Source organism: Allohahella marinimesophila (assembly GCF_039538005.1).
GTDB classification, from domain to species: Bacteria; Pseudomonadota; Gammaproteobacteria; order Pseudomonadales; family Oleiphilaceae; genus Allohahella; species Allohahella marinimesophila.
The window spans coordinates 356,720-380,844 of the sequence record NZ_BAABBO010000009.1; the positions used below are offsets into that span (position 1 = coordinate 356,720).

Consider the following 24,125-nt stretch of genomic DNA (forward strand, 5'->3'; position numbering starts at 1 on the left):
TAATATGGTTGATTAGCCATTCGTGTGTGCGTATTATTTTCGCAAACGCTCACATATGGAGGGTGCGTCATCATGTCCGCACAAACTCGCTTCGATCTCGCTGTTATCGGTGGCGGCATCAACGGCGCCGGTATTGCCAATGACGCCCAGGGTCGCGGCCTCAAAACTGTTCTCATAGAAATGCACGACCTTGCCTGGGCGACCTCGTCCGCGAGCAGCAAGCTGATTCATGGTGGCCTCCGTTACCTCGAACATTATGAATTCAAGCTGGTACGGGAGGCATTGAATGAGCGCGAGACCCTGCTTCGCAAGGCGCCCCACCTCATCAAACCGATGCGCTTCATGCTGCCGCACCAGTCGCACCTGCGACCAGCGTGGATGATTCGATGTGGGCTGTATCTGTATGACTTGCTTGGCAAGCGCAAGCTGCTGCCTGGATGCCGCAAGGTGGACCTTAGAGACAGCAGGGGCCCGCTGAAATCGAGTATCCGTACCGCTTTTGAATACTCGGACTGCTGGGTGGATGATGCTCGCCTGGTCGTGCTCAATGCGGTGCAGTTCGCTGAGAAGGGCGGTGAGGTGCATACCCGGACTCGCTGTGTCGGCGCGCGCGTGGACACTCAGGAAGAGGCCGGCGAACAGAAGCCCGGATGGATTCTCGACCTGGAAGATACGGCCACTGGGGAGCGCTTCGAGATTCGCAGTGCGTCGGTTATCAATGCCGCGGGCCCCTGGGCCGCTGACTTCATGACCCAATCTGTCGGCAGGAAGCCAAAGATGCGGCTGCGGCTGGTTCGTGGAAGCCATATCGTGGTGCCACGTATCTATCCTGGCGAACAGGCCTATATCCTCCAGAATGCCGATGGCCGCATCGTATTCGTCATTCCCTACCTGGATGACTACAGCATCGTCGGCACTACTGATGTGGATCATCAGCTGGGCGCTCATCGTGCCGAGGCCACTGCAGAAGAACAAAGTTATCTCTGCAGCATTGCCAACGAGTACTTCCAGTCGCAGATCAAGGTGGACGACATCGTGTATACCTGGTCAGGCGTTCGACCGTTGGCCGACGAGTCCGATCCTTCAGCCGGGCCCGATGCTGCGCAGGCGGTAACGCGTGATTACAGTGTCGAAATCGAATCACGCAAACCTTTGCTGTTATCGATCTACGGTGGCAAGTTGACGACCTACCGCACGCTGGCCGCCTCGGCAGTCGACAAGCTGTTGGAGGCCTCCGGGCAACGCAAGGCCAGGCCGAGCCAGACCGCCGATGAAGCCCTTCCTGGTGGTGAGACGCTCGCGCACCATGGTACTGAGCGAGCGGGCCTCGTTGAAAACCCGAGTGTGTTCCTGAAGACGCTCGATGCGGCACTGGCCGATCGCTATGGATTTCTCTCAGAACGGGAAAGACAGCGAATCGCCCGCACCTACGGACAACGGGCCTATGACTGGCTCGGTACTGCCCGGCAGGCCAGTGAACTGGGCGAGCATTTCGGCGATGAACTCACAGCGGCTGAAGTCAACTATCTCATGATCAAGGAGTTTGCCCGCTGTGCCGATGACGTACTCTGGCGGCGCACCAAGCTCGGACTCAGGACCTCCGCCGAAACGGTCGTGCAACTGGAAAGCTTCATGAGGCAGTGGGGAGGCAAGGCACTGGATGACGAGGCCTTCCGCCACCGCTTGGATTCGGCGAACACCGCGCATACACTGGCGGGAGCTCGTCCGGAAAAGGACGTCAACAACAATATTGAGGAGCTCGAGCGTGCAGGCAGCCATTCTTGCGATTGATCAGGGAACGACGAGTAGCCGGGCAATAGTCTTCGACAAGTCCGGTGCCATTATCTCGACTGCGCAGCAGGAGTTTGCGCAGATGTTTCCTGAGGACGGCTGGGTAGAGCACGATCCGGAAACCATCTGGTCCGGCGTGGTCAGCGTCTGCAAGGCTGCGATCTGCGACGCTATCCGCAAGGGCTACCTGCCCTCCTGCATCGGCATCACCAACCAGCGCGAAACTACCATCGTCTGGGAGCGCGATACCGGCAAGGCCATTTACAACGCCATCGTGTGGCAGGATCGTCGCACCGACGCCATCTGTCGTGAGCTCAAGGATGCCCGGCCGGGCATAGAAGCCATTGTTTCAGCCAAGACTGGCCTGCTTATCGATCCATATTTTTCGGCAACGAAGATCGCCTGGATACTCGATCGTGTAGAGGGCTCGCGCCAGCGTGCCGAGCGTGGCGAACTGCTGGCCGGTACCGTCGACAGCTTCCTCATCTGGCGGCTGACCGAAGGCCGAAACCACGTGACCGACGCGACCAATGCCTCGCGTACGAACATTTTCAACATCCACGATAATATCTGGGATGACGAGCTGCTCGACCTTTTTCAGGTACCAGCAAAGGTATTGCCGCAAGTGCAGGACTGCGCAAGTGATTTCGGCACCTGCCATCTTTTCGAAGAAGTAATGGCCAGTGCTGGCGATGATGCCCGGAAAAGCCTGCCTATCTGCGGTGTCGCCGGGGACCAGCAGGCTGCGCTCATTGGGCAGGCCTGCTTCAAACCAGGCATGGTCAAGAGCACGTACGGCACTGGCTGCTTCATGGTCCTGAACACTGGCAGCACGCCTGTTCGCAGTAGCCAGAATCTCCTCACCACTATCGGCTATCGCATCAACGGCGAAACCTGCTACGCCCTGGAGGGCAGCATATTCATTGCTGGCGCTGCCGTGCAATGGTTACGCGATCGAATGCAGCTGCTTGGTAGCTCAGCCGAAAGCAAGACCCTGGCTGAGCAGGTCGGCGAGAAGAACGATGTGGTGATGGTGCCGGCCTTCACTGGCATGGGCGCCCCCTACTGGAACGCGCGTACCCGTGGCGCGGTCTACGGGATCACCCGTAATACCGGTGCAGCTGAGATGGTGGCCGCGGGCCTTCGGTCAGTGGTGTATCAGACCTGCGATCTGTGGGAGGCCATCGGTAGCGAAGAGAACGCGCCAGACCTGCGCAACGCCATTCTTCGAGTAGACGGTGGCATGTCCGCCAACGACTGGTTTCTGCAGTTCCTGGCAGACATGCTCGATGCCGATATCGAACGCCCAGAGATCACGGAAACCACAGCATTGGGCGCGGCCTATCTCGCAGGATTGCAGTCAGGACTCTATGCATCGCTGGAGGAGATTTCCGAGAAGTGGAGTCGAAACGCCTGCTTCCAGAGCAAGATGGCGCCAAAGCAGCGCAACCGTTATCTGAAGCGTTGGGCCGCTGCCGTCAACGCGACGATCCTTTTTGCGGAACAAACTGCCTGAGGGCTGCAGAATCGAGGATTTCGATCCGGCCGTAGGCAATACTGATGCAACCTTGGCTTTCAAGTTCCTTGAGGATCTGGTTGCAGGTCTGTCGGGACACCCCGATCAGCTTGGCGAGCTGATCCTGTTGCAGCTCGACGACGCGTCGGCTGCGCCCAGCCTGCTCGCCAAAGTTCTCCACCATGGAGGCCAGCCGGCGCGCCATACGAACGCTTGACGGCAGCAGGGTGGCATCTTCCATGAAACTGAAGGTTTGTCGAAGCTTGGTGGTCAGGAGCAGGCCGAGATCCTGCCAATAACGCGGGTATTCGCGGAGAAAGCCAAGCAGGCGATCCTGATCGACATGCACCAGCTGCGTTTCACCTGCCGCAAAGGCATCATGAGTTCGCGTCTTGCCATCGAAGAGCGCGATTTCGCCGAACCATTCAGGTGGCGAGACAAAGGCGAGGATGGCTTCGCGAGCCTGATCATCGCCACTGCTGATGCGGATTGAGCCCTGAACGACAGCATAGAGGCCATCGGCTGCATCGTCGCGGGCAAACAGTCGGGCGCCGGGCGCAAGACTGATCTCGCTGGCTTCCGTCAACAGGTACTGGCGCAAGGCTTCTGGCAGGGTCTTGAACCAACGACCCTGCATGAGTTGCGCGGCTGCTCTACTGGATGCAGGCATCTCCGGGATCGGTCAAACTGGCCGAATGATCAATGCTTCACCGTGGGTGTGGCGCCGCTGTTCATATCCCTGATGTAGGTTTCGCCCGAACGCGCGACGATGTCCGCCTCGAGCTTTTTGAACATGCCGAGCATGAAGCACGCTTCTGCCACCACAAATAGCGGCCCGATCGCCAGCCCCATGATGTCATCGACGAATGCCGGCTTCTTGCCTTCGTAGTAATGTCCGACGAACTGAATGACCCAGCCAACCACGAAAAGACCGATGCCGGCGCTTAGCCAGACGCCAGTCGAACCAGCCGCCAGCACATGCGAGCAGTAGACGGCGGCGCCGAACAGTACGCTCATGATGAGCCCGAGCGGCAGACTCAGAATAAGGTAATACAGACACCCGACTGCGGCCACGATGGCTGCCGGCGAGAGGGCCATGGTCCCCACTTCGAACTGCGGGCGACCGAGCAGAACGGCCACACCCAACACGATCATCGGGATACCAAAGAAATGCGTGGCGATATTGCGCTTGTCCCTGTGGTACAGCGCGTATTGACTGAGCTGATCGACCAATGTTTTCATTGTATGAGCCTCGCTTTGTCCAGATATCGACGTGTTCTCGTATCCTAGCTCAAATCGTACCTGACAACAGTCGTGCAGACGACAATCAATCGCGCTTTCCTGCGTGATATTGCAACGGAGATTACCCTGATGAGCCGCCCTGTCACGATAGCCGCCACACAGATGGCCTGTTCAGCGGACAACTCGGAAAACATCCGTAATGCCGAGCAGCTGGTGCGAGATGCTGCCCAGCAGGGCGCGCAGATCATTCTATTGCAGGAGTTGTTCGCCTCGCTGTATTTCTGCAGTGTCGAATCGAGTGAGCATCTCGCGATGGCCGAGCCGCTGGCCACCAGCCAGGTGGTGAAGCATTTCAGCGCGCTGGCAAAAGAGCTTGGCGTCGTGCTGCCGGTAAGCTATTTCGAGCGCGATGTGAATAATTACTACAACTCGTTGGTCGTGATCGATGCCGATGGCCGAGTAGGAGAGAACTACCGGAAGACCCATATCCCCTGCGGACCCGGGTATCAGGAGAAGTATTACTTCACGCCGGGCGATACCGGCTTCAAGGTGTGGGATACGGCCTTCGGCCGGCTTGGGGTGGCGATCTGCTGGGACCAGTGGTTCCCTGAAGCTGCGCGGTCGATGGCGCTGCAGGGCGCAGAAGTCCTCTTCTATCCTACGGCCATCGGCAGCGAACCGGAAGATTCAACGGTCGACTCCAAAGGCCACTGGCAGCGAACCATGCAGGGTCACGCGGCGGCGAACCTGATGCCGGTAGTGTCTTCGAACCGTATCGGCACCGAGCACCTGCAGACGCCGCACCAGAGCACCGAGCTGACTTTCTACGGTAGCAGCTTCATCACTGACCATACCGGCGCATTGTTGAAGGAAGCCAGCCGTGACAAACGGGAAATCATTCTTCAGCAATTCGATCTGGCGGCGCTGGAATCGCAGCGCAGGGAGTGGGGTCTCTTCCGGGATCGGCGGCCTGAGCGGTACTGGCATGTGAGCGGCAGTCAGCGCTAGGCTTCGCACCGGAAGACCATGCAAGCAGCGGTATAGATCTTCAGCCGTTCACCGCCGGCTCGGGCGCCACTGATCTGAGATCGCTTCGCGCATGCCGCATGACTGATGCGCCGGACGTCAGCGCGAGTGTGCCCATGATCCCCGCCACCACAAGATCTGGCCAGGCCTGACCAGTGCCGAAGACGCCAGCAGCAGCCACCATGACCGCGACGTTGCCTATCGCATCGTTGCGACTGCAGAGCCAGACCGAGCGCATGTCGGCGTCCCCACTGCGGAAGGCGTAGAGCATGACGGCCACTGTAACGTTCGCCACCAATGCGAGCCCGCCGATAACACCCATCGTTAGTGGTTCCGGCGTGATGTCACTTGCCACCACCCAACCAGCCCGCGCCAATACGGCTATGCCAAATATGAACATGGTGAGCCCTTTGAGCCAGGCGGCCCTGGCACGCCAGAGCATGCCCATCGAGAGCACGGTCAGCGAGATGATGTAGTTGGCTGCGTCGCCGAGGAAGTCGATGGCGTCTGCCAGCAGAGAGACTGACCCCGACTGAAGGCTGGCTGCGAATTCCACCACGAACATGATGGCGTTGATAATGAGTGCAGCCCACAAGGCACGACGGAAACGCGGTCCGCCAGGTGTATCCTTCGAGCAGCCTGTTTCCACATTGCAGCAGTTGCCAGCCATGAGACCTCCCGTTACGATTGATGTCTTATTAAAAACCCTGTAGCCACTACAGAGTCAATACCTGGCTTTAGCTGGCAAGGTATGGGAGGACGAATAATGCGAATCGGTCAGTTGAGTCAACTGTCAGGCGTGGAAGTGGAAACCATCCGTTTCTACGAACGAGAAGGCCTGCTTCAGCGCGCCGAACGTGAAGCGAATGGCTACCGCCGGTACCAGCAGGACCATCTCCAGCGTCTGGCCTTTATTCGCCACTGTCGCGCCCTGGACATGCCGCTTCAGGATGTGAAGCGAATGCTGCAGTTCATGACGCAACCGACTGCAGACTGCGGCGACATCGACCGCCTTATCGAAGCCCATCTTGAAAACGTTCGATCGCGACTGCAGAGCCTGCAAGCGCTCGAAGTACAGCTGTGTTCGCTGCGTGATCAGTGCGGACAGCCAGGCCGCGGAGAACAATGCGGCATCGTGCAGGAGCTCGAGTCTGCGTCCAAGGGCAGGTCCTGCGCCTGCCATCCAGCCTAGATGCGCAAGAAACCTGCCCTGCTATTACGCGTCAGCCTGATCATCGTGCTGATGGTCATGTTTTCTGCGACTGCCAAGTGGGTCATCTTCAACACGCTACTCGTGCCCGATGGCTCGGGTCGACAGCCAGTCGAGACGCACGACTCGAACTTTGACTAATCAAACCGCTCTTCGTCGTACCTGCTGAAAAATTGGGAGGGATGATGGATATCTGGATGGTACTCGGACTTGCCCTGCTACCAGCGTTCGGAAACTTCGCCGGTGGCTTGCTGGCCGAATTTACCTCGACACCGAAGAATCGACTCAATAACGCGCTGCACGCCGCGTCGGGTATCGTCATCGCTGTGGTAGCGATCGAGATCATGCCGGAAGCCTTGCAGCAAATATCGGCATGAGTGATCGCCCTGGGGTTCGGGCTGGGCGGAATCGCTTACGTACTTGTTGAAGGCGGCGTGCGCAAGCTGCAGGCCAGCCGCGGCAAGCAGAGTGAGTCGAAACTCGGCATGTGGATGATCTATGTTGCAGTTTCAGTCGACCTGTTCAGCGATGGTCTGCTGATCGGGACGGGCTCGACGATCTCGCTTTCGATGGCGGTCGTGCTGACACTGGGTCAGGTGCTTGCAGATGGCCCCGAAGGCTACGCCACGATCGCGAACATGAAAGACAATGGCATTCCGCGAGCGAAGCGGCTGATGCTGTCGGCTTCATTCGTCCTTCCGGTCACCGTCGCGGCGGCCCTATCGTTCTACCTGCTGCGTGGTCAAAGCCAGACCCTGCAAATGGGCATGCTGACCTTTGCGGCGGGTATACTCACCGTCGCAGCCGTCGAAGATATGCTCTCCGAAGCCCACGACAGTGCCGATGATACCCGCTACTCCGTCCTGGCCTTCACCGGCGGATTCGTATTGTTCACGCTGGTGTCGGCCGGACTCGGGAGCTGACTCAGCTCACGGCGCGACAACCCGCTCGAAGCGCCAGTGCTGGTTGGTCTGCCCATTCGGCGTCCATTGCTGAACATTGGCGCCGTCATCGATCATGCCAGCACCGCCTTCCACGTCCAGCGCCTTGCCGGAGTGACGATTGATCAGACGATAATAGCCATCCCCAAGATTCTCGATGCGCCACTGCTGATTCGCAGCACCTGCGGACGACCAGATCTGCGTGTTACCGCCATCGGTCGTTGACGAGTCGGCCACATCCAGGGCCTTGCCGCTGTTGACCGAGACCAGCGTGGAGTAGCCATCCCCGGCATCCACAAGGATCCACTGCTGGTTGGTCTGTCCGTTGCCGACCCATTGCTGAACGTTGGAGCCGTTTGACGTGGCGCCCGTGCCACCCGCCACGTCCAGCAGTTTGCCCGAGTGACGCGCGCTGATGCGATAAGTCGTGCCAGGATAAAGGCCGAGGCTTCGGGTGTCGCTTGCAGTACCATACACTTCGAATTCATACAGCGAGTAGCCATAGCTTGTGGCCCGCTGGGTGCCGTGAACACGCACAAAGCGGCCACGACCCTCGAGACTGATCTCATCGATGCCACCATCGCCACCGGACGTGCCCCAGATGGTTCGCCAGGTGCTGGCGTCGTCTGATACCTGCACGTAATAGGTGCTGGCGTAGGCCGCCTCCCAGGCAAGTTTCACGCGCGTGAGGTCATAGGTGGCGCCGAGGTCGACGTAAATCCATTCCGAATTGGTATAAGCGCTGGCCCAACGCGTGTTGCCATCGGCATCAGTGGCGTTGGCCGGGGCGTAACCGGTCTCGGTGGAAGAGGTCGTTACCGGGCGGCGATACGCAATGTTGGGGTCCATTGGGTTCTCCGGGCCGTCCCAGCCCGGCATTTCGTCCAGCGTCACAACGTTGCCTGCATAATAGGTTCGCTGGATCGTGGCGTCGTTCTGAACCTGGAACGGCAGTTCAGCCCAAGCCATGAAAAAAGTCCATCGGGGCTCAGCAGCCAGGCGCTCCGGCGATGGCAGCTTGTCGGTCTCGCCAATCGCAATCGGCTTGCCACCGGAAATGTTCACCATGGCATTGTATTTCCAGGTCGCAAAACCTTCATAGATATCCAGTGCTGCGACATCCCAATACGCACTACCGGGGTTATAGGTATTGAGGTCGTTGACCAGTGTGCCGAAGTCCTGCATGTCCCACACCCAAATCAGGTTGCTCAGGCCCTTGTTACGCGTGAGATAGTCATGCGTGAGCTGGTAGAGCTTGCGAGTACCGTTCGCCCCGGGGCGACCGCCCCACCAGAACATGCCCTGATTCATTTCATGAAGGGGGCGGAACATGACTTCTACGCCGTTATTTTCCAGATCCTGCAGATATACGCTGATGTCGTCCATCATCTGCTTCCAGCGGCTATTGATTGGAGTGCCATTGGTGAGCAACTGGCTCCACTCCCAATCAGACATCCGGCTGAGCAGGCCATTGCTGTCCCAGCCACATGGCTGGGATTTTGCGGGGTTACAGGCGTGCCACATGATGTTGATGAGGGCGCCATTTTGCCACTGCCGCTTGGCTTCGTTGATCATGGTCCAGCGATTGGCGATGTTGTCTTGCTGGAAGAGGAAGTCACCACTCCACATGGCAGGAAACTTTCCGGTTTTCACATAGATGGTGTCGGTCCAGCGCGCCGGGTCCGCATTTGGTTCACGATTGTGATGACCCGCCACTGTCTGTTTGCCGGAAATGCTGTAGAGATAGTCGAGAGACTTGAAGGGGCCAGCCTGTACCAATGCGCTTGCCATCAGGCAGAGCATGGCGAGCGGCAGACCGCGCCATCTGGATAGATTCATGTCTTCATCCTGTTTATTGTGGAAGTGACGGGATACTAGCCTGCATCACCAGCAGCCACATCGTCGGGAACGACGACCTCGTTCAAGAAAGGCTGCGAAGACTTGGGGGGGGTAGTAGCGGCCGGGAGCACCAGTACGACGAAGGTTTCGGCTACTTCGGTGCAGCTCGCGATTACCGGGCGTACTCCGATGAGGAAATTGGCGGTAAGCCTGGCCGCGAGGACTGGGTTGGTTATCACGACACCAATGGAGATAATGCCATTGACCTGAATGCTGATATGGACGAGGCCGATGCCAACGACGGCAGCTACAGCTATCTGGGCCACTACAAGCACTGGGCGGACATGAAATGCTTCGCGCTGGGATTGCAGTTCAATCCACGCTCTCCACTGAACGATGGCGACAGGTTCAAGACTGTCAACGACCTGTTGGGTGAGCGACCTGCCTTGCCAGGTGCGGCTGATTTCGCAGCCTATCGCGATGCGTTGCTAGCAGCCCGTGCCGTGATGCAGGACGCGTACGGCTTCGACCAGGCGGATGTTGAAAACTGGTAAGTAGACCTATCTTCTGACTGTAGTGTAAATCTTGATGGCGGCATCTTTATTGGAGCCGCCTTTTTTGTGCGCGTCAATTCTGGCTGGTGAAGATATGAGCTAGACCAGGGTGATAAGCACGCCACCAATGGCCAGAACGATCACGACTATCCAAGCCGGCATCTTCCATACGCTGAGTAGAAGGAAGCCTGTCAGTGCCAGTACAAATTCGTCAGCACCGAGAACGGCGCTGGTCCAGACCGGATGATAGAGCGCAGCGCCCAGAATGCCGACAACCGCCGCATTGGCGCCACGCATCAGCGCCTGAACATTGTCCCAGCGACGGAAGCGGTTCCAGTGGGGCAGAATGGCCAAGAGGAGTAACATGCCTGGCAGGAAGATCATCAGCAGGGCCAATGCCGCTCCAATCAGCCCACCACCGAGTGGGGCCATCACGGCACCGAGGTAGGCCGCAAAGGTAAAGAGCGGGCCCGGCACGGCCTGTGCGCCGCCGTAGCCTGTCAGGAATTCATCGGCACTCACCCATCCGGATTCAACCACCTCCGCGTCAAGTAAAGGCAGCACCACATGTCCGCCGCCGAACACCAGTGCACCAGCGCGATAGAAGGCATCCATCACCAGCACAATGTCCGAGGGCGTGAGCCAGACCAAGAGGGGCAGGCCTATGAGCAGGGCACAGAAAACTAAGCTGGCCATATGGCCAACGCGAGCTGAAACAGGCATCGGCAGATCATGGACGATGACTTCATGATGTGTTTGGCAGAGCGCCATGCCTCCAAGGCCGCCAACCACGATGGCTACCACCTGTCCCAGGGGGCCACTGGCCAGTATCACGATGAAGACCGCAGCCAGAGCAATGCCAGCACGCTGCCGATCGGGGCAGAGACTGCGCGCCATGCCCCACACGGCATGCGCGACAATGGCAACGGCAGTCACCTTGAGGCCGTGAATGATGCCCTCGCTAACCGGACCATCAAGCAGCGTGGCCCCCAGCCCAAAGAGCACCATGATGATGGCCGAAGGTGAATGCCGTCCATGCCGCCGCCGCGCCCCAGGGACCGGCGCGCATGAGACCCAATGCGAAGCCCACCTGACTACTGGCAGGGCCGGGCAGGAACTGACACAGTGCCACCAGGTCGGCGTAAGCCTCTTCACTCAGCCAGCGGCGGCGCTCAACAAATTCGCTTCGAAAGTAGCCGAGGTGCGCTATCGGCCCACCAAAGGCGCTCAGGCCCAGCAGTAGGAAGGCCTTGAAGACCTCAGCGATACGCCCGGGAGGGTATGGTGGACAGCTCATTGACCGACTTCACTCGCAAACAGCTGATGATGTGGCATGAAGATGACAGTTTTAAGGCATGATCGACAAGTATGACGGAAAAACTGTATCGCCCGCTCGACACAGGATCAGGACTGCCATGAAAGGCCATAAGGCGTTCCAGCGCGTAGCAGAGCGAAAGACTGCTTAATTGTTCAACCAATGGAGGCGCTGTCATGTATTTATCCGTCCAACTCAGTTACTACCCGCTGTCCGAAGACTACAAGCCACGTATCAAGGCGCTTATCGAAAGGCTGGAGCAATCTGGGCTGGAAGTTTATTCGAACCAGATGAGCACCCAGATTTTCGGCGAGTTCGACAAGGTGATGCAGGTATTCTCGGACGCCCTGCGCTGGTCCTTCGACACCTATGGCAAGGCCGTATTTACAGCCAATTTCATTGAAGGCGACCGACGACCTGAGAAGTCGTCATCGTAGGAAGAACTCAACCGGCACCACCAGCTCCAGCCTGTCTTTTCCCATAGAATCCGGTATTGCCGGTAATGGCTGGGCGCGCTCGATCATGTCCAGTACCGCCTCGTCCAGGGTGTCCGATCCAGAACTCTGTTGAATGCGGTAGCTCAGCACCTTGCCGGAGCGCTCCATGACGAAGTAGAGCAGCACCGTGCCCTGTTGTCGGCGCATACGAGCCCGACGCGGGTATTCCTTGTGTTTTTCCAGCCAGGCTAGCAGCGTCGTGGTGTAGTCGCGCGTCTTGCCCGGCAGACCACCACCGGCGCTGTTGTCACCACTGCCAGTGTTGTTCTGATCCTTGCTCCCGCTTTTTCCAGCAGCGCCAGCCATAGTTGGCGGGGGTGGTGCAGGTGATTCGGCAACCGGCTCAGACTGGCCCTCGGTCTCCGCCGCCTCGACCTCTGGCTGCGGGACAGGGTCTGGCGCTGGTTCCGGTTTAGGTTCAGGATTTGGTTCAGGTTTCGGCTCCGGTTTAGGCTCGGGCTTTGGTTCAGGTTTTGGTTCAGGTTTTGGCTCCGGCTTAGGTTCGGGTTTCGGCTCCGGTTTGGGCTCGGGCTTTGGTTCTGGTTCTGGCTCCGGCTTAGATTCGGGTTTCGGCTCCGGTTTGGGCTCGGGCTTTGGTTCTGGTTCTGGCGCCGGGGCAGGCTCAGCTTTCGCCTCTTCCTCTTCCTCGACCTCTTCCACCGTCTCGTGTTCCTGCGCCCCGGCAGCCCGACCAGCTGGNGCCGGGGCAGGCTCAGCTTTCGCCTCTTCCTCTTCCTCGACCTCTTCCACCGTCTCGTGTTCCTGCGCCCCGGCAGCCCGACCAGCTGGGCCAAGTGAAATTTCAACACCACCACTCCCCAACGCGACCGCCTGACCCTTTGGCGGTACTGTCGGTTCCCAGAAGGCGAAGACGGCCGCCGCCATATGCAACAGAGCCGCTACCAGCAGGGCAAGAATCCAGCCGCCTTTTCCAGGCGACAGTGGGGCCTCTCTCATGCCTCAGCCTCGGCCAGCAGCCGCAATGTCTTCACGCCGGCCTCGTACAGGACCTGAGTAAAGCGGACCATACTGTTTGCGGGCAGCTCGCCATCAGCCTTGAGGGTGATCCTGGTATCGGGCGCTGCCTTGACGAGTTCAGAGATTCTGGCCACCAACTCAGCTTCCGGGATGGAGACGTTGTCCAGGGCAAACTGGCCCTCGGCCGCCATCAGGATCATCACCGTATCCGGCTCGTGGGGCGCCTGGGTTTGTGACACTGGCGGTGTGACCTCGAAAGGCTCCGTCACCGTAAGGCTGCCGGCGATCATGAAGAAGATCAGCAGCAGGAACACCACGTTGATCAGCGGCAGAATTCGTTCTTCAGTCTGGTCGGGGCGGCGATCAGGGAAGTGCATCGGCTGGCGCTCCGCTACCGCTTGCTGACCAGGATGGGTCATCCACCACCTTCAGAGGCTGGATACCAGCCGCATCGAGCCTATCGAGCACCCGCACCACCTGTTGCACGGTGGTATCGCCCAGCGCCAGCAGGCTGACCGGCTGATCGGCCGGTTGCCGTGCCGTCAGCTGAAGTGTCAGCTGGTCCAGCGAGACAGCCGCGCCATCCACCAGCACGTCATCGCCCTGGACCCGAACGACGAAATCCTCAAGGTCGGTTGGCGCGGCCGGGCCGGCAGCACTGGTATCCATCGACAACACCCGCCAGTCGAGAAAGCTCGATGCGAGCATGAAGAACACCAGCAGAATGAACACCACGTCGATGAGTGGTGTCAGGCTGATTACGGTCTTGCGTCGCGCCTGTTTCGCCGCCAGCTTGGCGGGGGCACTAAACGGTGCCAGCATGGGCGTGCTGTGGGGAAACGCTGGCTGGCCTAGGGGCTCTCGGTTGAGTCGCGTCTGTCCTCTGCGCCGTGTCAGCTGGATTTTGCTCTCGGGGCTGGTGCTTTTCGGACGCAGCCGACAAATCTTCGGTAAACACCTGGGTGACCAGGTTATCCATCTCATGAGCGAGATGATCCACCCGACGTTCGAGCCAGTTCAACAGCGCCACCACGGGAATGGCCACGCACAGGCCAACAGCTGTGGTCAACAACGCTTCCCAGATGCCGCCAGAGAGAATCGCAGGGTTCACCTTGTTACCTGCGTCCTCCAGTTGCTGAAATGCCGAGATCATACCCATGACCGTGCCCAGCAGACCCAGCAAGGGTGCCAGCGAGCCAATGACTTCGAGTGGGCGTAGCCCGCGCCGCAGATGAAACAGGGCATCGGCGCCGTAGCGCAGCACTTCCTCACGAACGCTGGCTTCCGGCAACTGCCGGCGCTGTCCCCGAATGGCACGCGCCAGGGCCTGGGCCGTTGGATTGGCGTTAGCGTCGGCAATGCTGAGGGCCTTGTCGACCTGACCATCATTCCACAGGGCAAGCGCCTGGCGCGCAGGCTGCCGCTGCCACATGCGAGCACGCTGAAACTGCGCCAGCTTGACCAGAACGACCGTCAGCGCAATGACGGACATGGCCAGCAGCACCACGACTACAGGTCCGCCGACCTCGATCATTTCCAATGCACTAGTCATCCAGTCGGTGCCCTGCGCAGCAATCTGATCCGAAGCTGGCAGGGATTCAATGGCCGAAATGCTGCTATCGGCAAGCGCGTCATCAGCCACCGGTGGGGCTGACTGGGTGCTGATATCATTCCCTGTTTCATCATTCATATAGTTCGCTCAAAAATTTTGTAGCCTGGCGACTAGGGGCGTCCGAGGACTGAATGATGCAAATGATATTCATTCTTACTTGCTTTGGCAATGTGCGCTCCAGGCTCTGCAGCCCAACGCGATGTTTCCTGAGCTTCGTGGGGCGTAAAGCGGCATCCCTCACAACAGCCTGCCTCCCAGGCCTCTTCAGGCTTTCCCGGGTCTTGATCTCTGCACCGGTGCCTCCGCAGCCGCTAAGCTTGCAAACCGAGTTACATGGATTTTGAACTAGCTTTGCCATATCAATGGTGGGTCCGTCTCAGCTGCGCCAGTCGCGCCACCCAGTCTCCATCCTGCGCCTTCCGGCAGGCTTCCTCACTGTCGAACTGTAAGCAGCTCGTGACCAACCGTGCATCGACACCAATGCCATCAAGGGCTGCCCTGGTCAGGGTCCGCATGCGCTCGTCATCGCCATTTGTTAGCGCCCGCTCACGGGCAGCCTCGGTATCGAAGATCCAGGTTACACGGAGTCCTGTCGGGAATTCTTCATTGCCATTGTCATGGGTCAGCCAGCTAAAACCTGGTATTTCCGACTCGGCGGTTTCGCAGGCTTCAGTCAAGCTTGCAATCAGCTGATTTTCCATCTGCTTCAGTTTACGTCTAATCGACACCATCATTTGCATCCTATTCCAGGCAGGCGAGACCTCGGGCTTGGCGAAGCCTTGTCCACCCATACATTCACACGAGGTTACATCATGACATTTAACGGAGCAGGCTGATCGCAAACACGTCAGACGGGTGTCCAAGTAGGCCTCCTGGACTTCTGAAGGCAAGCACTTAGGCGGATCGGGGGCGAAGTGAAAGTACGTGGGGAACCCGCAGGCTGTTTAGCCAAATAGGCCAGACGCGTTGCATAGCTTCCAAATCGATAGCATCTTCCTGGGTCGGATTCTTCAAAGATCGGCCAGCGGCCAAACGGTGCTGGTTCCTGCAAAGCAGTTCAAAGTTTTTCACATCGGCCCAACGAAATTCAGGCGCTTATATGTGAGCGCCTGAATTACCGTATGCTTCGTGTCGTACCTACTCGACCGTTACCGATTTGGCGAGATTTCGCGGCTGATCCACATCGGTACCTTTCAGCACAGCTACATGGTAGGACAGCAGCTGCAACGGTACCGTGTAGACGATAGGCGCGAGAATATCGTGAACCTTCGGGATGTGTAGCAGCGTCACGCCCTCTTCTGGCGTGAAGTCCGTGTCCTGGTCGGCAAACACAAAGAGTTCACCCCCTCTCGCCTTCACTTCCTGCAGATTCGACTTCAGCTTCTCCAGCAATTCGTTGTTCGGCGCGACGGTAATGACCGGCATGTCCTTGTCGACCAGCGCGAGCGGGCCGTGCTTCAGCTCACCAGCAGGATAGGCTTCAGCATGAATATAGGAAATCTCTTTCAGCTTGAGCGCACCTTCCATGGCCACGGGATACATCGTGCCGCGGCCGAGGAAGAGAGCATGGTGCTTTTCGGCGAAAGCCTGGGACAGGCGCTCGATTGAACCGTCGAGGTCGAGTACCGCCTGGATCTGTGATGGCAGGGCTCGTAGACCTGCAACGATCTCGGCTTCACGTTCACGCGATAGCCCATGCCGGCGGCCCAGGGCCAGTGTCAGCATGAGCAGAGCCGTCAGCTGAGTCGTGAAGGCCTTGGTCGAAGCAACACCAATTTCAGGGCCCGCCAGCGTCATGACCGACAGATCCGACTCACGAGTGAGCGAACTGCCGGGGACGTTGCAGACAGTAAGCGCGGCCTTGAAACCAGCAGCCTTCGCCTGTCGCAGCGCAGCCAGCGTGTCAGCTGTTTCACCCGACTGGGAGATCGTCAGGAACAGCATGTCATTCTTGACTACATGATTTCTGTAGCGATACTCACTGGCGACTTCGACCGAACATGGAATACCGACGAGATCCTCAATCCAGTAGCGGGCCACGAGACCAGCATGAAAACTGGTCCCACAAGCGACGATCTGTACCGAGCCGACGCCTTCGAATACTTCTGCAGCTGCAGTGCCCAGCACCTGATCGAGTACATAGTCAGCACCCAGACGGCCTTCCAGCGTTGCCTTGATGACCTTGGGCTGCTCATAGATTTCCTTGAGCATGTAGTGACGGAAACTGCCCTTGTCTGAGCTTTCAATACCGTACTCGTAGCGCTGGACCGGACGCTCGACCAGCTTGTTCTCGCGATCCCAGATCCTGATACTCTCGATACCGACTTCCGCTGTGTCACCTTCTTCAAGGTAAATGAAGCGATCGGTCACCTGCAGCAACGCAAGTGGGTCGGAGGCAATGAAGTTTTCACCGATACCAACACCGATAACGAGTGGCGAGCCCTCGCGGCATACCACGAGGTGGTCAGGGTCGTCGGCATTGAGCACAGCCAGCGCATAGGCGCCGTGAAAATCCTGGATAACGGTGTGGAGCGATTCAAGCGTCGGGCCGTTCTTCAGCTGCTTGTTCAGCGAGTGCACGACCACTTCAGTATCGGTTTCCGAAGTAAATTCGTAACCGTCGGCCTTCAGGCCGCGACGGAGGGCTTCGTAGTTTTCGATGATGCCGTTGTGGACGATCGCCAGCCTTTCACCTGACTGATGGGGATGGGCATTCAACTGTGATGGCTTGCCGTGAGTGGCCCAGCGTGTGTGGGCGATGCCGATATGACCTGGTAACGGACTGGTCGTGATGGCCTCCTCGAGCTTGGCGACCTTACCCACCTCACGTTCGCGCCTGAGCGCCCCCTCAGCATTCATGACCGCCATGCCGGCAGAATCATAGCCCCTGTATTCAAGACGTTTCAAACCTTCGAGAAGAATCGCAGAGACGTCCCGCTGCGCAATCGCGCCAACTATACCGCACATAAACTGTACCTGTTCGAGCTGATATTCAAGAGAGTGATGGAGCTGCTTACCTGACTACAGGGGCGAATGGTGCCGGTAAACGCGTCCGGCGCCACCTCTGACAGCTTATGTATTCGGCTTATTCCTGACCGGGCGTTTCCAGCCATCAATTTTTTTCTGTTTGCCACGTGCGACAGCCAGTGAGTCAGCTTCAACATCATGGGTAATCACCGACCCCGCGCCAACTGTAGCATTCGCACCGACATTGACAGGAGCAACCAGCGCAGTATTGGACCCGATAAATACGCCATCGCCGAGTACCGTCTTGAACTTGTTGACCCCATCATAGTTACAGGTGATGGTGCCAGCGCCGATGTTTACGCCTTTGCCGATATCACTATCACCGACATAAGACAGGTGGTTGACCTTGCTACCCTCACCAATCACGGACTTCTTCACTTCGACGAAATTGCCGATCTTGGTATTGTCAGCGAGCTCACAGCCCGGTCGCAGCCTGGCATAGGGGCCAATCACTGCGTGCGATCCTACCTTGCTGCCATCTATTGTGCTGAACGCCAGGACCTCTGTGTCGTCGCCAATTGTGCAATTGCGAAGCACGCAATTGGGCCCGACACTCACACGATCGCCCAGCACGACCTCGCCTTCAAAGACGACATTGATATCGGCAAAACAATCGCGGCCGGTTCTGACTGATCCACGCACATCGATCCTTGCAGGATCGGCCAAGGTGCAGCCTTCTGTCATCAGCCGATCGGCTTCTCTTCTCTGAAATTGGCGCTCGAGCGCAGCCAGCTGAAGGCGATTGTTCACGCCCTCGACTTCCATAGCACTTGCCGCTTCGCCACTGCCAACCGGGACCCCATCCGCTACGGCCAGGGCAACGATATCGGTGAGATAATATTCGCCCTGCGCATTGTTGGAAGACAAGCGGGGCAGCCACTGGTTCAGCCGGTTTAGACTGCAGCACATGATCCCAGTGTTCACTTCCTTGATAGCTTTCTGTTCGTCGCTGGCGTCCTTTTCTTCTACGATACCGATAATATCGTCGCTATCGTTTCTCAGAATTCTGCCATAACCGCGAGAGTCTTCCAGGGTGACGGTCAATATCCCGAGCTTGCCCTCTGAAGCAGCGACAAACGCTCGCAGAGTTTCTGCGCCTATGAGCGGTACGTCACCATAAAGAATCAGAACCTGGCTTGTGTCATCGGCGGCTTCGTTCAGGCTGGGTAGGGCCTGGGCGACAGCATGCCCGGTACCAAGCTGTTCAGCCTGCTCGCTATAGGTCAGCCGATGTGCCTCTGGCAGCGAGGACAGCGTCTGACGAACCCGCTCTCCCTGGTGACCATAGACGATGTGAATATGACCCGGCTCGACCTGAAGCGCGGCATCGATAACATGCTGAACCAGCGGCTTGCCTGCAATTTGATGCAGAACTTTAGGCTGGTCAGACTTCATACGGGAGCCTTGTCCTGCGGCGAGTATGACGACTTCCAATGGCATCTTGTCAGTTCCTGATAACTTGGGTTGCCGGCGCATCCGGCACAAATGAAAAAGGGAAGCTGCGGCTTCCCTTTTATAATAGCTTGTTGAGCTGATTTGTCTGCTTTGGACTACTACCTAGCTGCGGCTGATCAGCGTCCGGTCTTTCGACGGAATTGCTGAATCGTACGCAGTCTTGCCGCGGCTTCGGCAAGCTGACCCGCTGCCTTGGAGTACTCGAAGTCTCCAGTACGGTTAGCCAACGCTTCTTCTGCCTGACGCTTGGCTTCGATAGCGGCCGCTTCATCCACGTCGCCAGCCCGCTCAGCGGTATCTGACAGAATCGTGACGATGTCGGGCTGCACCTCGAGATAACCACCCGTCACGAAGAAGACTTCTTCACCGCCACCCTGAGTGATCACCCGAATCGGGCCTGCCTTCAGTGCTGTCAATAATGGGGCGTGTCCAGGGTAAATTCCCAGGTCGCCTTCGCTACCGGCAGCAATGACCATCTCCACGAGTCCGGAGAAGATCGCTCGCTCGGCGCTTACGATATCGCAATGCACGCTGATACCCATTGAATAATTCCTCGCTCTGGCACTACCAACAGCATCACGGGGATGCCGTCAGTAGCAATATAGTGCCGCTGAATCACGGCCACTTGCCGCCTTACTTCTTGCTGGTTCTGGCTTTTTCGACAGCTTCTTCGATTCCGCCAACCATGTAGAACGCCTGCTCTGGCAGATCATCATAGTCACCGTTGAGGATGCCATTGAAACCTGCAATGGTTTCCTTCAGCGAAACGTATTTGCCTGGTGAACCAGTGAAGACTTCCGCAACGTGGAAGGGCTGAGACAGGAAGCGCTCGATCTTACGAGCCCGGGATACAGTCGTCTTGTCTTCTTCTGACAGCTCATCCATACCAAGAATGGCGATGATGTCTTTCAGTTCCTTGTAACGCTGAAGTACCGTCTGAACGCCACGAGCCACATCATAATGCTCCTGACCGATAACCAGCGGATCAAGCTGACGGCTGGTGGAGTCAAGTGGATCGATCGCAGGATAAATACCTTTGGATGCGATATCACGGCTCAGTACGACGGTCGCATCAAGGTGAGCAAACGTGGTGGCTGGTGATGGATCCGTCAAGTCATCCGCAGGTACGTAAACGGCCTGGACTGAAGTGATCGAACCAGCGCGAGTCGATGTGATTCGCTCCTGCAGTACACCCATTTCCTCAGCCAATGTTGGCTGATAGCCAACCGCTGAAGGCATACGACCCAACAGTGCCGATACCTCGGTACCTGCCAGTGTGTAACGGTAGATGTTATCGATAAACAGCAGAACGTCCATGCCTTCGTCACGGAACTTCTCGGCCATGGTCAGGCCGGTCAGGGCAACGCGCAGACGGTTTCCTGGAGGCTCGTTCATCTGGCCGTACACCATGGCCACCTTGTCGAGAACGTTGGACTCCTTCATTTCATAATAGAAGTCGTTACCTTCACGAGTACGCTCACCAACACCAGCGAAGACTGAAAGACCTGAGTGCTCCTTCGCGATGTTATTGATCAGTTCCATCATGTTGACGGTCTTACCAACACCAGCACCACCGAACAGACCGATCTTGCCACCTTTCGCAAATGGACACACCAGATCGACAACCTTGATGCCGGTTTCGAGCAGTTCGGTCGAAGCTGCCTGATCCGCGTAGCCAGGGGCAGCACGGTGAATAGGCATGGACTCATCAGCGCCGATAGGGCCCTGTTCGTCGATTGGACGGCCGAGGACGTCCATGATCCGGCCGAGGGTCGCCTTGCCAACTGGCACGGTGATCGGTGCATTCGTGTTCGATGCTGTCAGGCCTCTTCGAAGGCCTTCAGTACTGCCCATGGCGATGGTCCGTACGACGCCGTCACCCAACTGCTGCTGCACTTCAAGTGTCGTGTCTTTTCCGTCGACCAGAAGAGCGTCATAGATCTTCGGCACGTTCTCGCGTGGAAATTCCACGTCGATGACGGCACCAATGATCTGAACTATGCGTCCGCTACTCATTGTTCATTCCTCTCAAAATAGATTCTGTTCAGCCTAGACCGCTGCGGCGCCGCCGACGATCTCTGAAATTTCCTGTGTAATTGCCGCCTGACGGGCCCGGTTGTAGGCCATAGACAGATCATCAATGAGGTCGCCCGCATTATCCGTCGCACTCTTCATCGCAATCATCCGAGCGGCCTGCTCACAGGCGTTGTTTTCGACAACAGCCTGATAGACCTGGGACTCGATGTAACGATCGAGCAGGCCGTCCAGGATGACCTGGGCCTCCGGCTCGTAGAGATAGTCCCATGTCCGCTCTTTCAGATGTTCGTCCTCTGAAGGTGGCAGCGGCAGCAACTGGTCTACTGTTGGTTGCTGGGTCATGGTGTTGATGAATTTGTTGTAGACGATATAGAGACGATCTATCTCGCCACTGGCATAGGCATCCAGCATGACCTTCACCGAGCCAATCAGCTTGCCAAGAGACGGGGTGTCGCCAAGATGGGTGACCGCGGCCACGACGTTTCCACCGTAGCTCTTGAAGAAGCTGACGCCCTTCTGACCGATGGCACAAAATCTGAGGTCTGCACCTTCATTTTTCCAATGCGTCATTGAACGCATGGTTTCCCTGAAGGCATTCACGTTCAGGCCACCACAGAGTCCTCGGTCAGTCGTCACGACAATGTAACCGACCCGCGAGACTGGTCTGTCCTTGATGTAAATGTGCTGATATTCAGGGTTCGAGTGCGCAATGTGACTTACCACACTACGGATGCGCTCAGAATAGGGCTTGCCCTGCGCCATCCGCTGCTGCGCCTTGCGCATTTTACTCGCAGCGACGAGCTCCATGGCACTCGTGATCTTTTGAGTGCTTTTGATGCTCGCAATCTGGGTTTTGATGTCTTTTCCGACTGCCATAGCTAGCTGCTCTGTCTACATTCGTATTGAGTGCGCCGGCTCCTCAACTGGGATACTTCCCGTCGAAAAGCCGGCAGCGACGTGCTTACCAGGTCTGGGTAGCCTTGAACTGTTCAATACAGTTCTTCAGACCAGCGGCGATGTCGTCGTTGTAGTCACCTTTTTCGTTGATCTTGGCCAGCAGCTCCGAATGCTCGCTGTGAGCATAAGAGAGAAGGGCTGCTTCAAAATCGACGACTTTAGGTGCGGCGACATCTTCCAGATAGCCTTCGTTTGCAGCGAAGAGCACCAGACCGATTTCGGCTACACTCATTGGGCTGTACTGCTTCTGCTTCATCAGTTCGGTAACGCGCTGACCATGCTCGAGCTGCTTACGCGTCGCTTCATCAAGGTCAGAAGCAAACTGCGCGAAGGCTGCCAGTTCACGATACTGAGCAAGCGCCAGACGAATACCACCGCCAAGTTTCTTGACGATCTTGGTCTGGGCCGCACCACCAACTCGCGATACAGATACACCAGCGTTCATGGCCGGACGAATACCGGAATTAAACAGGTTGGTCTCGAGGAAGATCTGACCGTCGGTAATGGAGATAACGTTTGTCGGTACGAAGGCTGAGACGTCACCGCCCTGGGTTTCGATGATCGGCAGTGCCGTCAGCGAACCAGTCTTACCCTTGACTTCACCGTTGGTCATCTGCTCAACGTATTCCGCATTCACGCGCGATGCACGCTCAAGCAGACGGGAGTGGAGATAGAACACGTCACCAGGATAAGCTTCACGACCTGGCGGACGACGCAGCAGCAGAGAGATCTGACGATAGGCTACAGCCTGCTTGGAGAGATCGTCAAAAACGATCAGTGCGTCTTCGCCACGGTCACGGAAGTACTCGCCCATTGTGCAACCGGAGTATGGTGCAAGGAACTGCATCGATACCGGATCAGCTGCACCAGCCGCTACAACGATGGTGTGACCCATGGCATCGTGCTGCTCGAGCTTACGAACGATGTTGGCGATTGTGGACTGCTTTTGTCCGATCGCGACATAGACGCATTTTACACCGGTATTTTTCTGATTGATGATGGCATCGATGGCGATCGCAGACTTACCAGTCTGACGGTCACCGATAATCAGCTCTCGCTGGCCTCGACCGATCGGCACCATGGTGTCGATAGACTTGTAACCGGTCTGCATTGGCTCGGCGACCGACTGACGGGCGATAACGCCAGGCGCTACCTTCTCGATCGGTGCTGTTTCGGTAAAGCTGACTTCGCCCTTGCCGTCGATAGGGTTACCGAGTGCGTCAACAACGCGACCCAGCAGGCCTGTACCGATAGGCACTTCAAGGATTTTACCGGTAACCTTGACCTTCTGGCCTTCCTGTAGATCCTTGTAGTCACCCAGTACGACTGCACCAACCGAATCACGCTCAAGGTTGAGTGCCAGACCGAAGATACCACCTTCAAACTCAATCATCTCACCGTACATGACGTCGGCCAGACCGTGAATCAGAACGATACCGTCGGCAACGCCAACAATAGTTCCTTCGGTCCGGGCATCGGCGGAGATATCGAGCTTCTCGATTCTCTTCTTAATAATTTCACTGATCTCTGACGGATTCAGTTGCTGCATGCCAATATCCTCAAAAATTTCAAATTCGTTCAGGAACCCATTGTCTCGGACAGCTTCTGAAGGCGGCCGCGAACTGATCCGTCGATTGTCATGTCACCTGCATGAATGACCACCCCGCCGATGAGTGCCTTATCGACAGTGGTTGTCAGCTGAATGTTCTTGTTCAGCTTGGTCTTCAGTGCGCTGGCCAGTGTTTCCTTTTCCTGATCAGACAGTTCGAATGCACTGGTGACGCTGACATCGAGAGACTGTTCCTGCTCTGCCTTGTGCTGCTCGAACAATGCCGAAATTTCAGGCAGTACCACGAGCCGATCGTTCTGGGCGAGCATACTCAGGAAGTTGGTAATCTCATCGCCACGAACATCATCACCGGACAACTGCAACAGCGTTTCCGCCTGCGCGTCCTGTGAAAGGCCCGGATGAACGATGAAATCACGGACCTGGTCCTGTTCCACATAAGAGGCAAGAGACAGAAGGGCGGTCGACCACTGGTCGATGCTACCGTCCTGCTTTGCCTTCTCAAATGCTGCCCGGGCGTAAGGCCTGGCCAGCGTCATGGATTGTGCCATCAGCGCGCTC

General features: G+C 57.4%; 25 protein-coding genes and 1 pseudogene. 9 read left to right on the top strand and 17 right to left on the bottom strand.

Annotated elements, in window-relative coordinates:
* The first annotated feature begins 72 nt into the window (after positions 1–72).
* On the top strand, positions 73–1,791 hold the full coding sequence (gene glpD, locus ABD735_RS10325; RefSeq protein ID WP_344806011.1) for a glycerol-3-phosphate dehydrogenase: 1,719 nt from the start codon (positions 73–75) through the stop codon (positions 1,789–1,791).
* Positions 1,766–3,307: a glycerol kinase GlpK gene (glpK, locus tag ABD735_RS10330; RefSeq protein WP_344806013.1), complete on the top strand. Its 1,542-nt coding sequence runs from the start codon at positions 1,766–1,768 to the stop codon at positions 3,305–3,307. Before glpD ends, glpK begins: the two co-directional genes overlap by 26 nt.
* Here glpK and ABD735_RS10335 read toward each other — a convergent pair.
* Both ABD735_RS10335 and ABD735_RS10340 read right to left on the bottom strand, forming a co-directional pair.
* A complete protein-coding gene (locus ABD735_RS10335) occupies positions 3,270–3,977 on the bottom strand; it encodes a Crp/Fnr family transcriptional regulator (protein ID WP_344806015.1) in 708 nt (235 codons plus the stop codon). The genes glpK and ABD735_RS10335 overlap by 38 nt on opposite strands.
* Positions 3,978–4,006: 29 nt before the next feature.
* The gene (locus tag ABD735_RS10340) at positions 4,007–4,549 is read right to left on the bottom strand and encodes an Mpo1 family 2-hydroxy fatty acid dioxygenase (protein WP_344806017.1); all 543 of its coding nucleotides are present in this window, start codon (positions 4,547–4,549) and stop codon (positions 4,007–4,009) included.
* Positions 4,550–4,678: 129 nt separating this feature from the next.
* On the opposite strand from ABD735_RS10340, the gene aguB reads away from it, so the two are divergent.
* Positions 4,679–5,557 (top strand): N-carbamoylputrescine amidase, encoded by an 879-nt coding sequence (gene aguB / locus ABD735_RS10345; protein ID WP_344806019.1) that lies wholly within the window; start codon positions 4,679–4,681, stop codon positions 5,555–5,557.
* Between the two features lie 40 nt (positions 5,558–5,597).
* Here aguB and ABD735_RS10350 read toward each other — a convergent pair whose 3' ends face one another.
* Positions 5,598–6,245: a cation efflux transmembrane domain-containing protein gene (locus tag ABD735_RS10350; RefSeq protein WP_344806021.1), complete on the bottom strand. Its 648-nt coding sequence runs from the start codon at positions 6,243–6,245 to the stop codon at positions 5,598–5,600.
* Between the two features lie 96 nt (positions 6,246–6,341).
* Between ABD735_RS10350 and ABD735_RS10355 the strand changes: the two genes are divergently transcribed.
* Genes ABD735_RS10355 through ABD735_RS10370 form a run of 4 tightly spaced genes read left to right on the top strand, consistent with a single transcriptional unit; the run spans position 6,342 to position 7,708 of the window.
* Positions 6,342–6,767: a Cd(II)/Pb(II)-responsive transcriptional regulator gene (locus ABD735_RS10355; protein ID WP_344806023.1), complete on the top strand. Its 426-nt coding sequence runs from the start codon at positions 6,342–6,344 to the stop codon at positions 6,765–6,767.
* Entirely contained in the window at positions 6,768–6,926 is a 159-nt protein-coding gene (locus ABD735_RS10360) for a hypothetical protein (protein ID WP_344806025.1), read from the top strand.
* Between the two features lie 56 nt (positions 6,927–6,982).
* Positions 6,983–7,162 carry a ZIP family metal transporter gene (locus ABD735_RS10365; RefSeq protein WP_344806027.1) on the top strand — a complete coding sequence of 60 codons (180 nt, stop codon included), beginning with the start codon at positions 6,983–6,985 and terminating at the stop codon, positions 7,160–7,162.
* A complete protein-coding gene (locus tag ABD735_RS10370) occupies positions 7,163–7,708 on the top strand; it encodes a ZIP family metal transporter (protein WP_344806029.1) in 546 nt (181 codons plus the stop codon).
* Between the two features lie 6 nt (positions 7,709–7,714).
* On the opposite strand, the gene ABD735_RS10375 is transcribed toward ABD735_RS10370, so the two are convergent.
* A complete protein-coding gene (locus ABD735_RS10375; RefSeq protein ID WP_344806031.1) occupies positions 7,715–9,565 on the bottom strand; it encodes an RICIN domain-containing protein in 1,851 nt (616 codons plus the stop codon).
* On the opposite strand from ABD735_RS10375, the gene ABD735_RS10380 reads away from it, so the two are divergent.
* Positions 9,505–10,119, top strand: coding sequence for a hypothetical protein (locus ABD735_RS10380; protein WP_344806033.1), 615 nt, complete (start codon positions 9,505–9,507; stop codon positions 10,117–10,119). The genes ABD735_RS10375 and ABD735_RS10380 overlap by 61 nt on opposite strands.
* Before the next feature lie 99 nt (positions 10,120–10,218).
* Here the strand turns inward: ABD735_RS10380 and chrA are convergent.
* Positions 10,219–11,416: pseudogene (gene chrA / locus ABD735_RS10385) on the bottom strand (chromate efflux transporter).
* Positions 11,417–11,610: 194 nt separating this feature from the next.
* Between chrA and ABD735_RS10390 the strand changes: the two are divergent.
* On the top strand, positions 11,611–11,871 hold the full coding sequence (locus ABD735_RS10390) for a YkoF family thiamine/hydroxymethylpyrimidine-binding protein (RefSeq protein WP_344806034.1): 261 nt from the start codon (positions 11,611–11,613) through the stop codon (positions 11,869–11,871).
* Here the strand turns inward: ABD735_RS10390 and ABD735_RS10395 are convergent.
* The 12 genes from ABD735_RS10395 to ABD735_RS10450 all read right to left on the bottom strand — a co-directional run bounded on the left by ABD735_RS10395 (position 11,863) and on the right by ABD735_RS10450 (position 24,115).
* Positions 11,863–12,888 (bottom strand): energy transducer TonB, encoded by a 1,026-nt coding sequence (locus ABD735_RS10395; RefSeq protein WP_344806036.1) that lies wholly within the window; start codon positions 12,886–12,888, stop codon positions 11,863–11,865. The two genes, ABD735_RS10390 and ABD735_RS10395, sit on opposite strands and share 9 nt — an antisense overlap.
* Complete coding sequence (locus ABD735_RS10400) at positions 12,885–13,286, bottom strand: ExbD/TolR family protein (protein ID WP_344806038.1); 402 nt, start codon at positions 13,284–13,286, stop codon at positions 12,885–12,887. Before ABD735_RS10400 ends, ABD735_RS10395 begins: the two co-directional genes overlap by 4 nt.
* Positions 13,273–13,731 (bottom strand): ExbD/TolR family protein, encoded by a 459-nt coding sequence (locus ABD735_RS10405; RefSeq protein WP_344806040.1) that lies wholly within the window; start codon positions 13,729–13,731, stop codon positions 13,273–13,275. The genes ABD735_RS10400 and ABD735_RS10405 overlap by 14 nt, the downstream gene beginning before the upstream one ends.
* Positions 13,715–14,599: a MotA/TolQ/ExbB proton channel family protein gene (locus ABD735_RS10410; RefSeq protein WP_344806042.1), complete on the bottom strand. Its 885-nt coding sequence runs from the start codon at positions 14,597–14,599 to the stop codon at positions 13,715–13,717. Before ABD735_RS10410 ends, ABD735_RS10405 begins: the two co-directional genes overlap by 17 nt.
* 281 nt (positions 14,600–14,880) lie before the next feature.
* On the bottom strand, positions 14,881–15,255 hold the full coding sequence (locus ABD735_RS10415) for a hypothetical protein (RefSeq protein WP_344806044.1): 375 nt from the start codon (positions 15,253–15,255) through the stop codon (positions 14,881–14,883).
* 403 nt (positions 15,256–15,658) lie between these two features.
* A complete protein-coding gene (gene glmS, locus ABD735_RS10420; protein ID WP_344806045.1) occupies positions 15,659–17,488 on the bottom strand; it encodes a glutamine--fructose-6-phosphate transaminase (isomerizing) in 1,830 nt (609 codons plus the stop codon).
* A gap of 105 nt (positions 17,489–17,593) precedes the next feature.
* Positions 17,594–18,988 (bottom strand): bifunctional UDP-N-acetylglucosamine diphosphorylase/glucosamine-1-phosphate N-acetyltransferase GlmU, encoded by a 1,395-nt coding sequence (gene glmU, locus ABD735_RS10425; protein ID WP_344806047.1) that lies wholly within the window; start codon positions 18,986–18,988, stop codon positions 17,594–17,596.
* A 131-nt stretch (positions 18,989–19,119) separates the two neighbouring features.
* Positions 19,120–19,545 (bottom strand): F0F1 ATP synthase subunit epsilon, encoded by a 426-nt coding sequence (locus tag ABD735_RS10430; protein WP_344806049.1) that lies wholly within the window; start codon positions 19,543–19,545, stop codon positions 19,120–19,122.
* A 91-nt stretch (positions 19,546–19,636) separates the two neighbouring features.
* A complete protein-coding gene (gene atpD / locus ABD735_RS10435; protein ID WP_344806051.1) occupies positions 19,637–21,019 on the bottom strand; it encodes a F0F1 ATP synthase subunit beta in 1,383 nt (460 codons plus the stop codon).
* A 33-nt stretch (positions 21,020–21,052) separates the two neighbouring features.
* A complete protein-coding gene (atpG, locus tag ABD735_RS10440; protein WP_344806053.1) occupies positions 21,053–21,916 on the bottom strand; it encodes a F0F1 ATP synthase subunit gamma in 864 nt (287 codons plus the stop codon).
* Positions 21,917–22,001: 85 nt separating this feature from the next.
* Entirely contained in the window at positions 22,002–23,546 is a 1,545-nt protein-coding gene (atpA, locus tag ABD735_RS10445; protein ID WP_344806055.1) for a F0F1 ATP synthase subunit alpha, read from the bottom strand.
* Between the two features lie 29 nt (positions 23,547–23,575).
* The gene (locus tag ABD735_RS10450; protein WP_344806057.1) at positions 23,576–24,115 is read right to left on the bottom strand and encodes a F0F1 ATP synthase subunit delta; all 540 of its coding nucleotides are present in this window, start codon (positions 24,113–24,115) and stop codon (positions 23,576–23,578) included.
* Between the last annotated feature and the right edge of the window lie 10 nt (positions 24,116–24,125).

Excerpts from the sequence above, each read along its gene's own strand:
- glpD (WP_344806011.1), top strand. The coding sequence starts at position 73 with ATGTCCGCACAAACTCGCTTCGATCTCGCTGTTATCGGTGGCGGCATC.
- ABD735_RS10335 (WP_344806015.1), bottom strand. The coding sequence starts at position 3,977 with ATGCCTGCATCCAGTAGAGCAGCCGCGCAACTCATGCAGGGTCGTTGG.
- ABD735_RS10340 (WP_344806017.1), bottom strand. The coding sequence starts at position 4,549 with ATGAAAACATTGGTCGATCAGCTCAGTCAATACGCGCTGTACCACAGG.
- aguB (WP_344806019.1), top strand. The coding sequence starts at position 4,679 with ATGAGCCGCCCTGTCACGATAGCCGCCACACAGATGGCCTGTTCAGCG.
- ABD735_RS10350 (WP_344806021.1), bottom strand. The coding sequence starts at position 6,245 with ATGGCTGGCAACTGCTGCAATGTGGAAACAGGCTGCTCGAAGGATACA.
- ABD735_RS10355 (WP_344806023.1), top strand. The coding sequence starts at position 6,342 with ATGCGAATCGGTCAGTTGAGTCAACTGTCAGGCGTGGAAGTGGAAACC.
- ABD735_RS10360 (WP_344806025.1), top strand. The coding sequence starts at position 6,768 with ATGCGCAAGAAACCTGCCCTGCTATTACGCGTCAGCCTGATCATCGTG.
- ABD735_RS10365 (WP_344806027.1), top strand. The coding sequence starts at position 6,983 with ATGGTACTCGGACTTGCCCTGCTACCAGCGTTCGGAAACTTCGCCGGT.
- ABD735_RS10380 (WP_344806033.1), top strand. The coding sequence starts at position 9,505 with ATGCGCTTGCCATCAGGCAGAGCATGGCGAGCGGCAGACCGCGCCATC.
- ABD735_RS10375 (WP_344806031.1), bottom strand. The coding sequence starts at position 9,565 with ATGAATCTATCCAGATGGCGCGGTCTGCCGCTCGCCATGCTCTGCCTG.
- ABD735_RS10390 (WP_344806034.1), top strand. The coding sequence starts at position 11,611 with ATGTATTTATCCGTCCAACTCAGTTACTACCCGCTGTCCGAAGACTAC.
- ABD735_RS10400 (WP_344806038.1), bottom strand. The coding sequence starts at position 13,286 with ATGCACTTCCCTGATCGCCGCCCCGACCAGACTGAAGAACGAATTCTG.
- ABD735_RS10405 (WP_344806040.1), bottom strand. The coding sequence starts at position 13,731 with ATGCTGGCACCGTTTAGTGCCCCCGCCAAGCTGGCGGCGAAACAGGCG.
- ABD735_RS10410 (WP_344806042.1), bottom strand. The coding sequence starts at position 14,599 with ATGAATGATGAAACAGGGAATGATATCAGCACCCAGTCAGCCCCACCG.
- ABD735_RS10415 (WP_344806044.1), bottom strand. The coding sequence starts at position 15,255 with ATGATGGTGTCGATTAGACGTAAACTGAAGCAGATGGAAAATCAGCTG.
- glmS (WP_344806045.1), bottom strand. The coding sequence starts at position 17,488 with ATGTGCGGTATAGTTGGCGCGATTGCGCAGCGGGACGTCTCTGCGATT.
- glmU (WP_344806047.1), bottom strand. The coding sequence starts at position 18,988 with ATGCCATTGGAAGTCGTCATACTCGCCGCAGGACAAGGCTCCCGTATG.
- ABD735_RS10430 (WP_344806049.1), bottom strand. The coding sequence starts at position 19,545 with ATGGGTATCAGCGTGCATTGCGATATCGTAAGCGCCGAGCGAGCGATC.
- atpD (WP_344806051.1), bottom strand. The coding sequence starts at position 21,019 with ATGAGTAGCGGACGCATAGTTCAGATCATTGGTGCCGTCATCGACGTG.
- atpG (WP_344806053.1), bottom strand. The coding sequence starts at position 21,916 with ATGGCAGTCGGAAAAGACATCAAAACCCAGATTGCGAGCATCAAAAGC.
- atpA (WP_344806055.1), bottom strand. The coding sequence starts at position 23,546 with ATGCAGCAACTGAATCCGTCAGAGATCAGTGAAATTATTAAGAAGAGA.
- ABD735_RS10450 (WP_344806057.1), bottom strand. The coding sequence starts at position 24,115 with ATGGCACAATCCATGACGCTGGCCAGGCCTTACGCCCGGGCAGCATTT.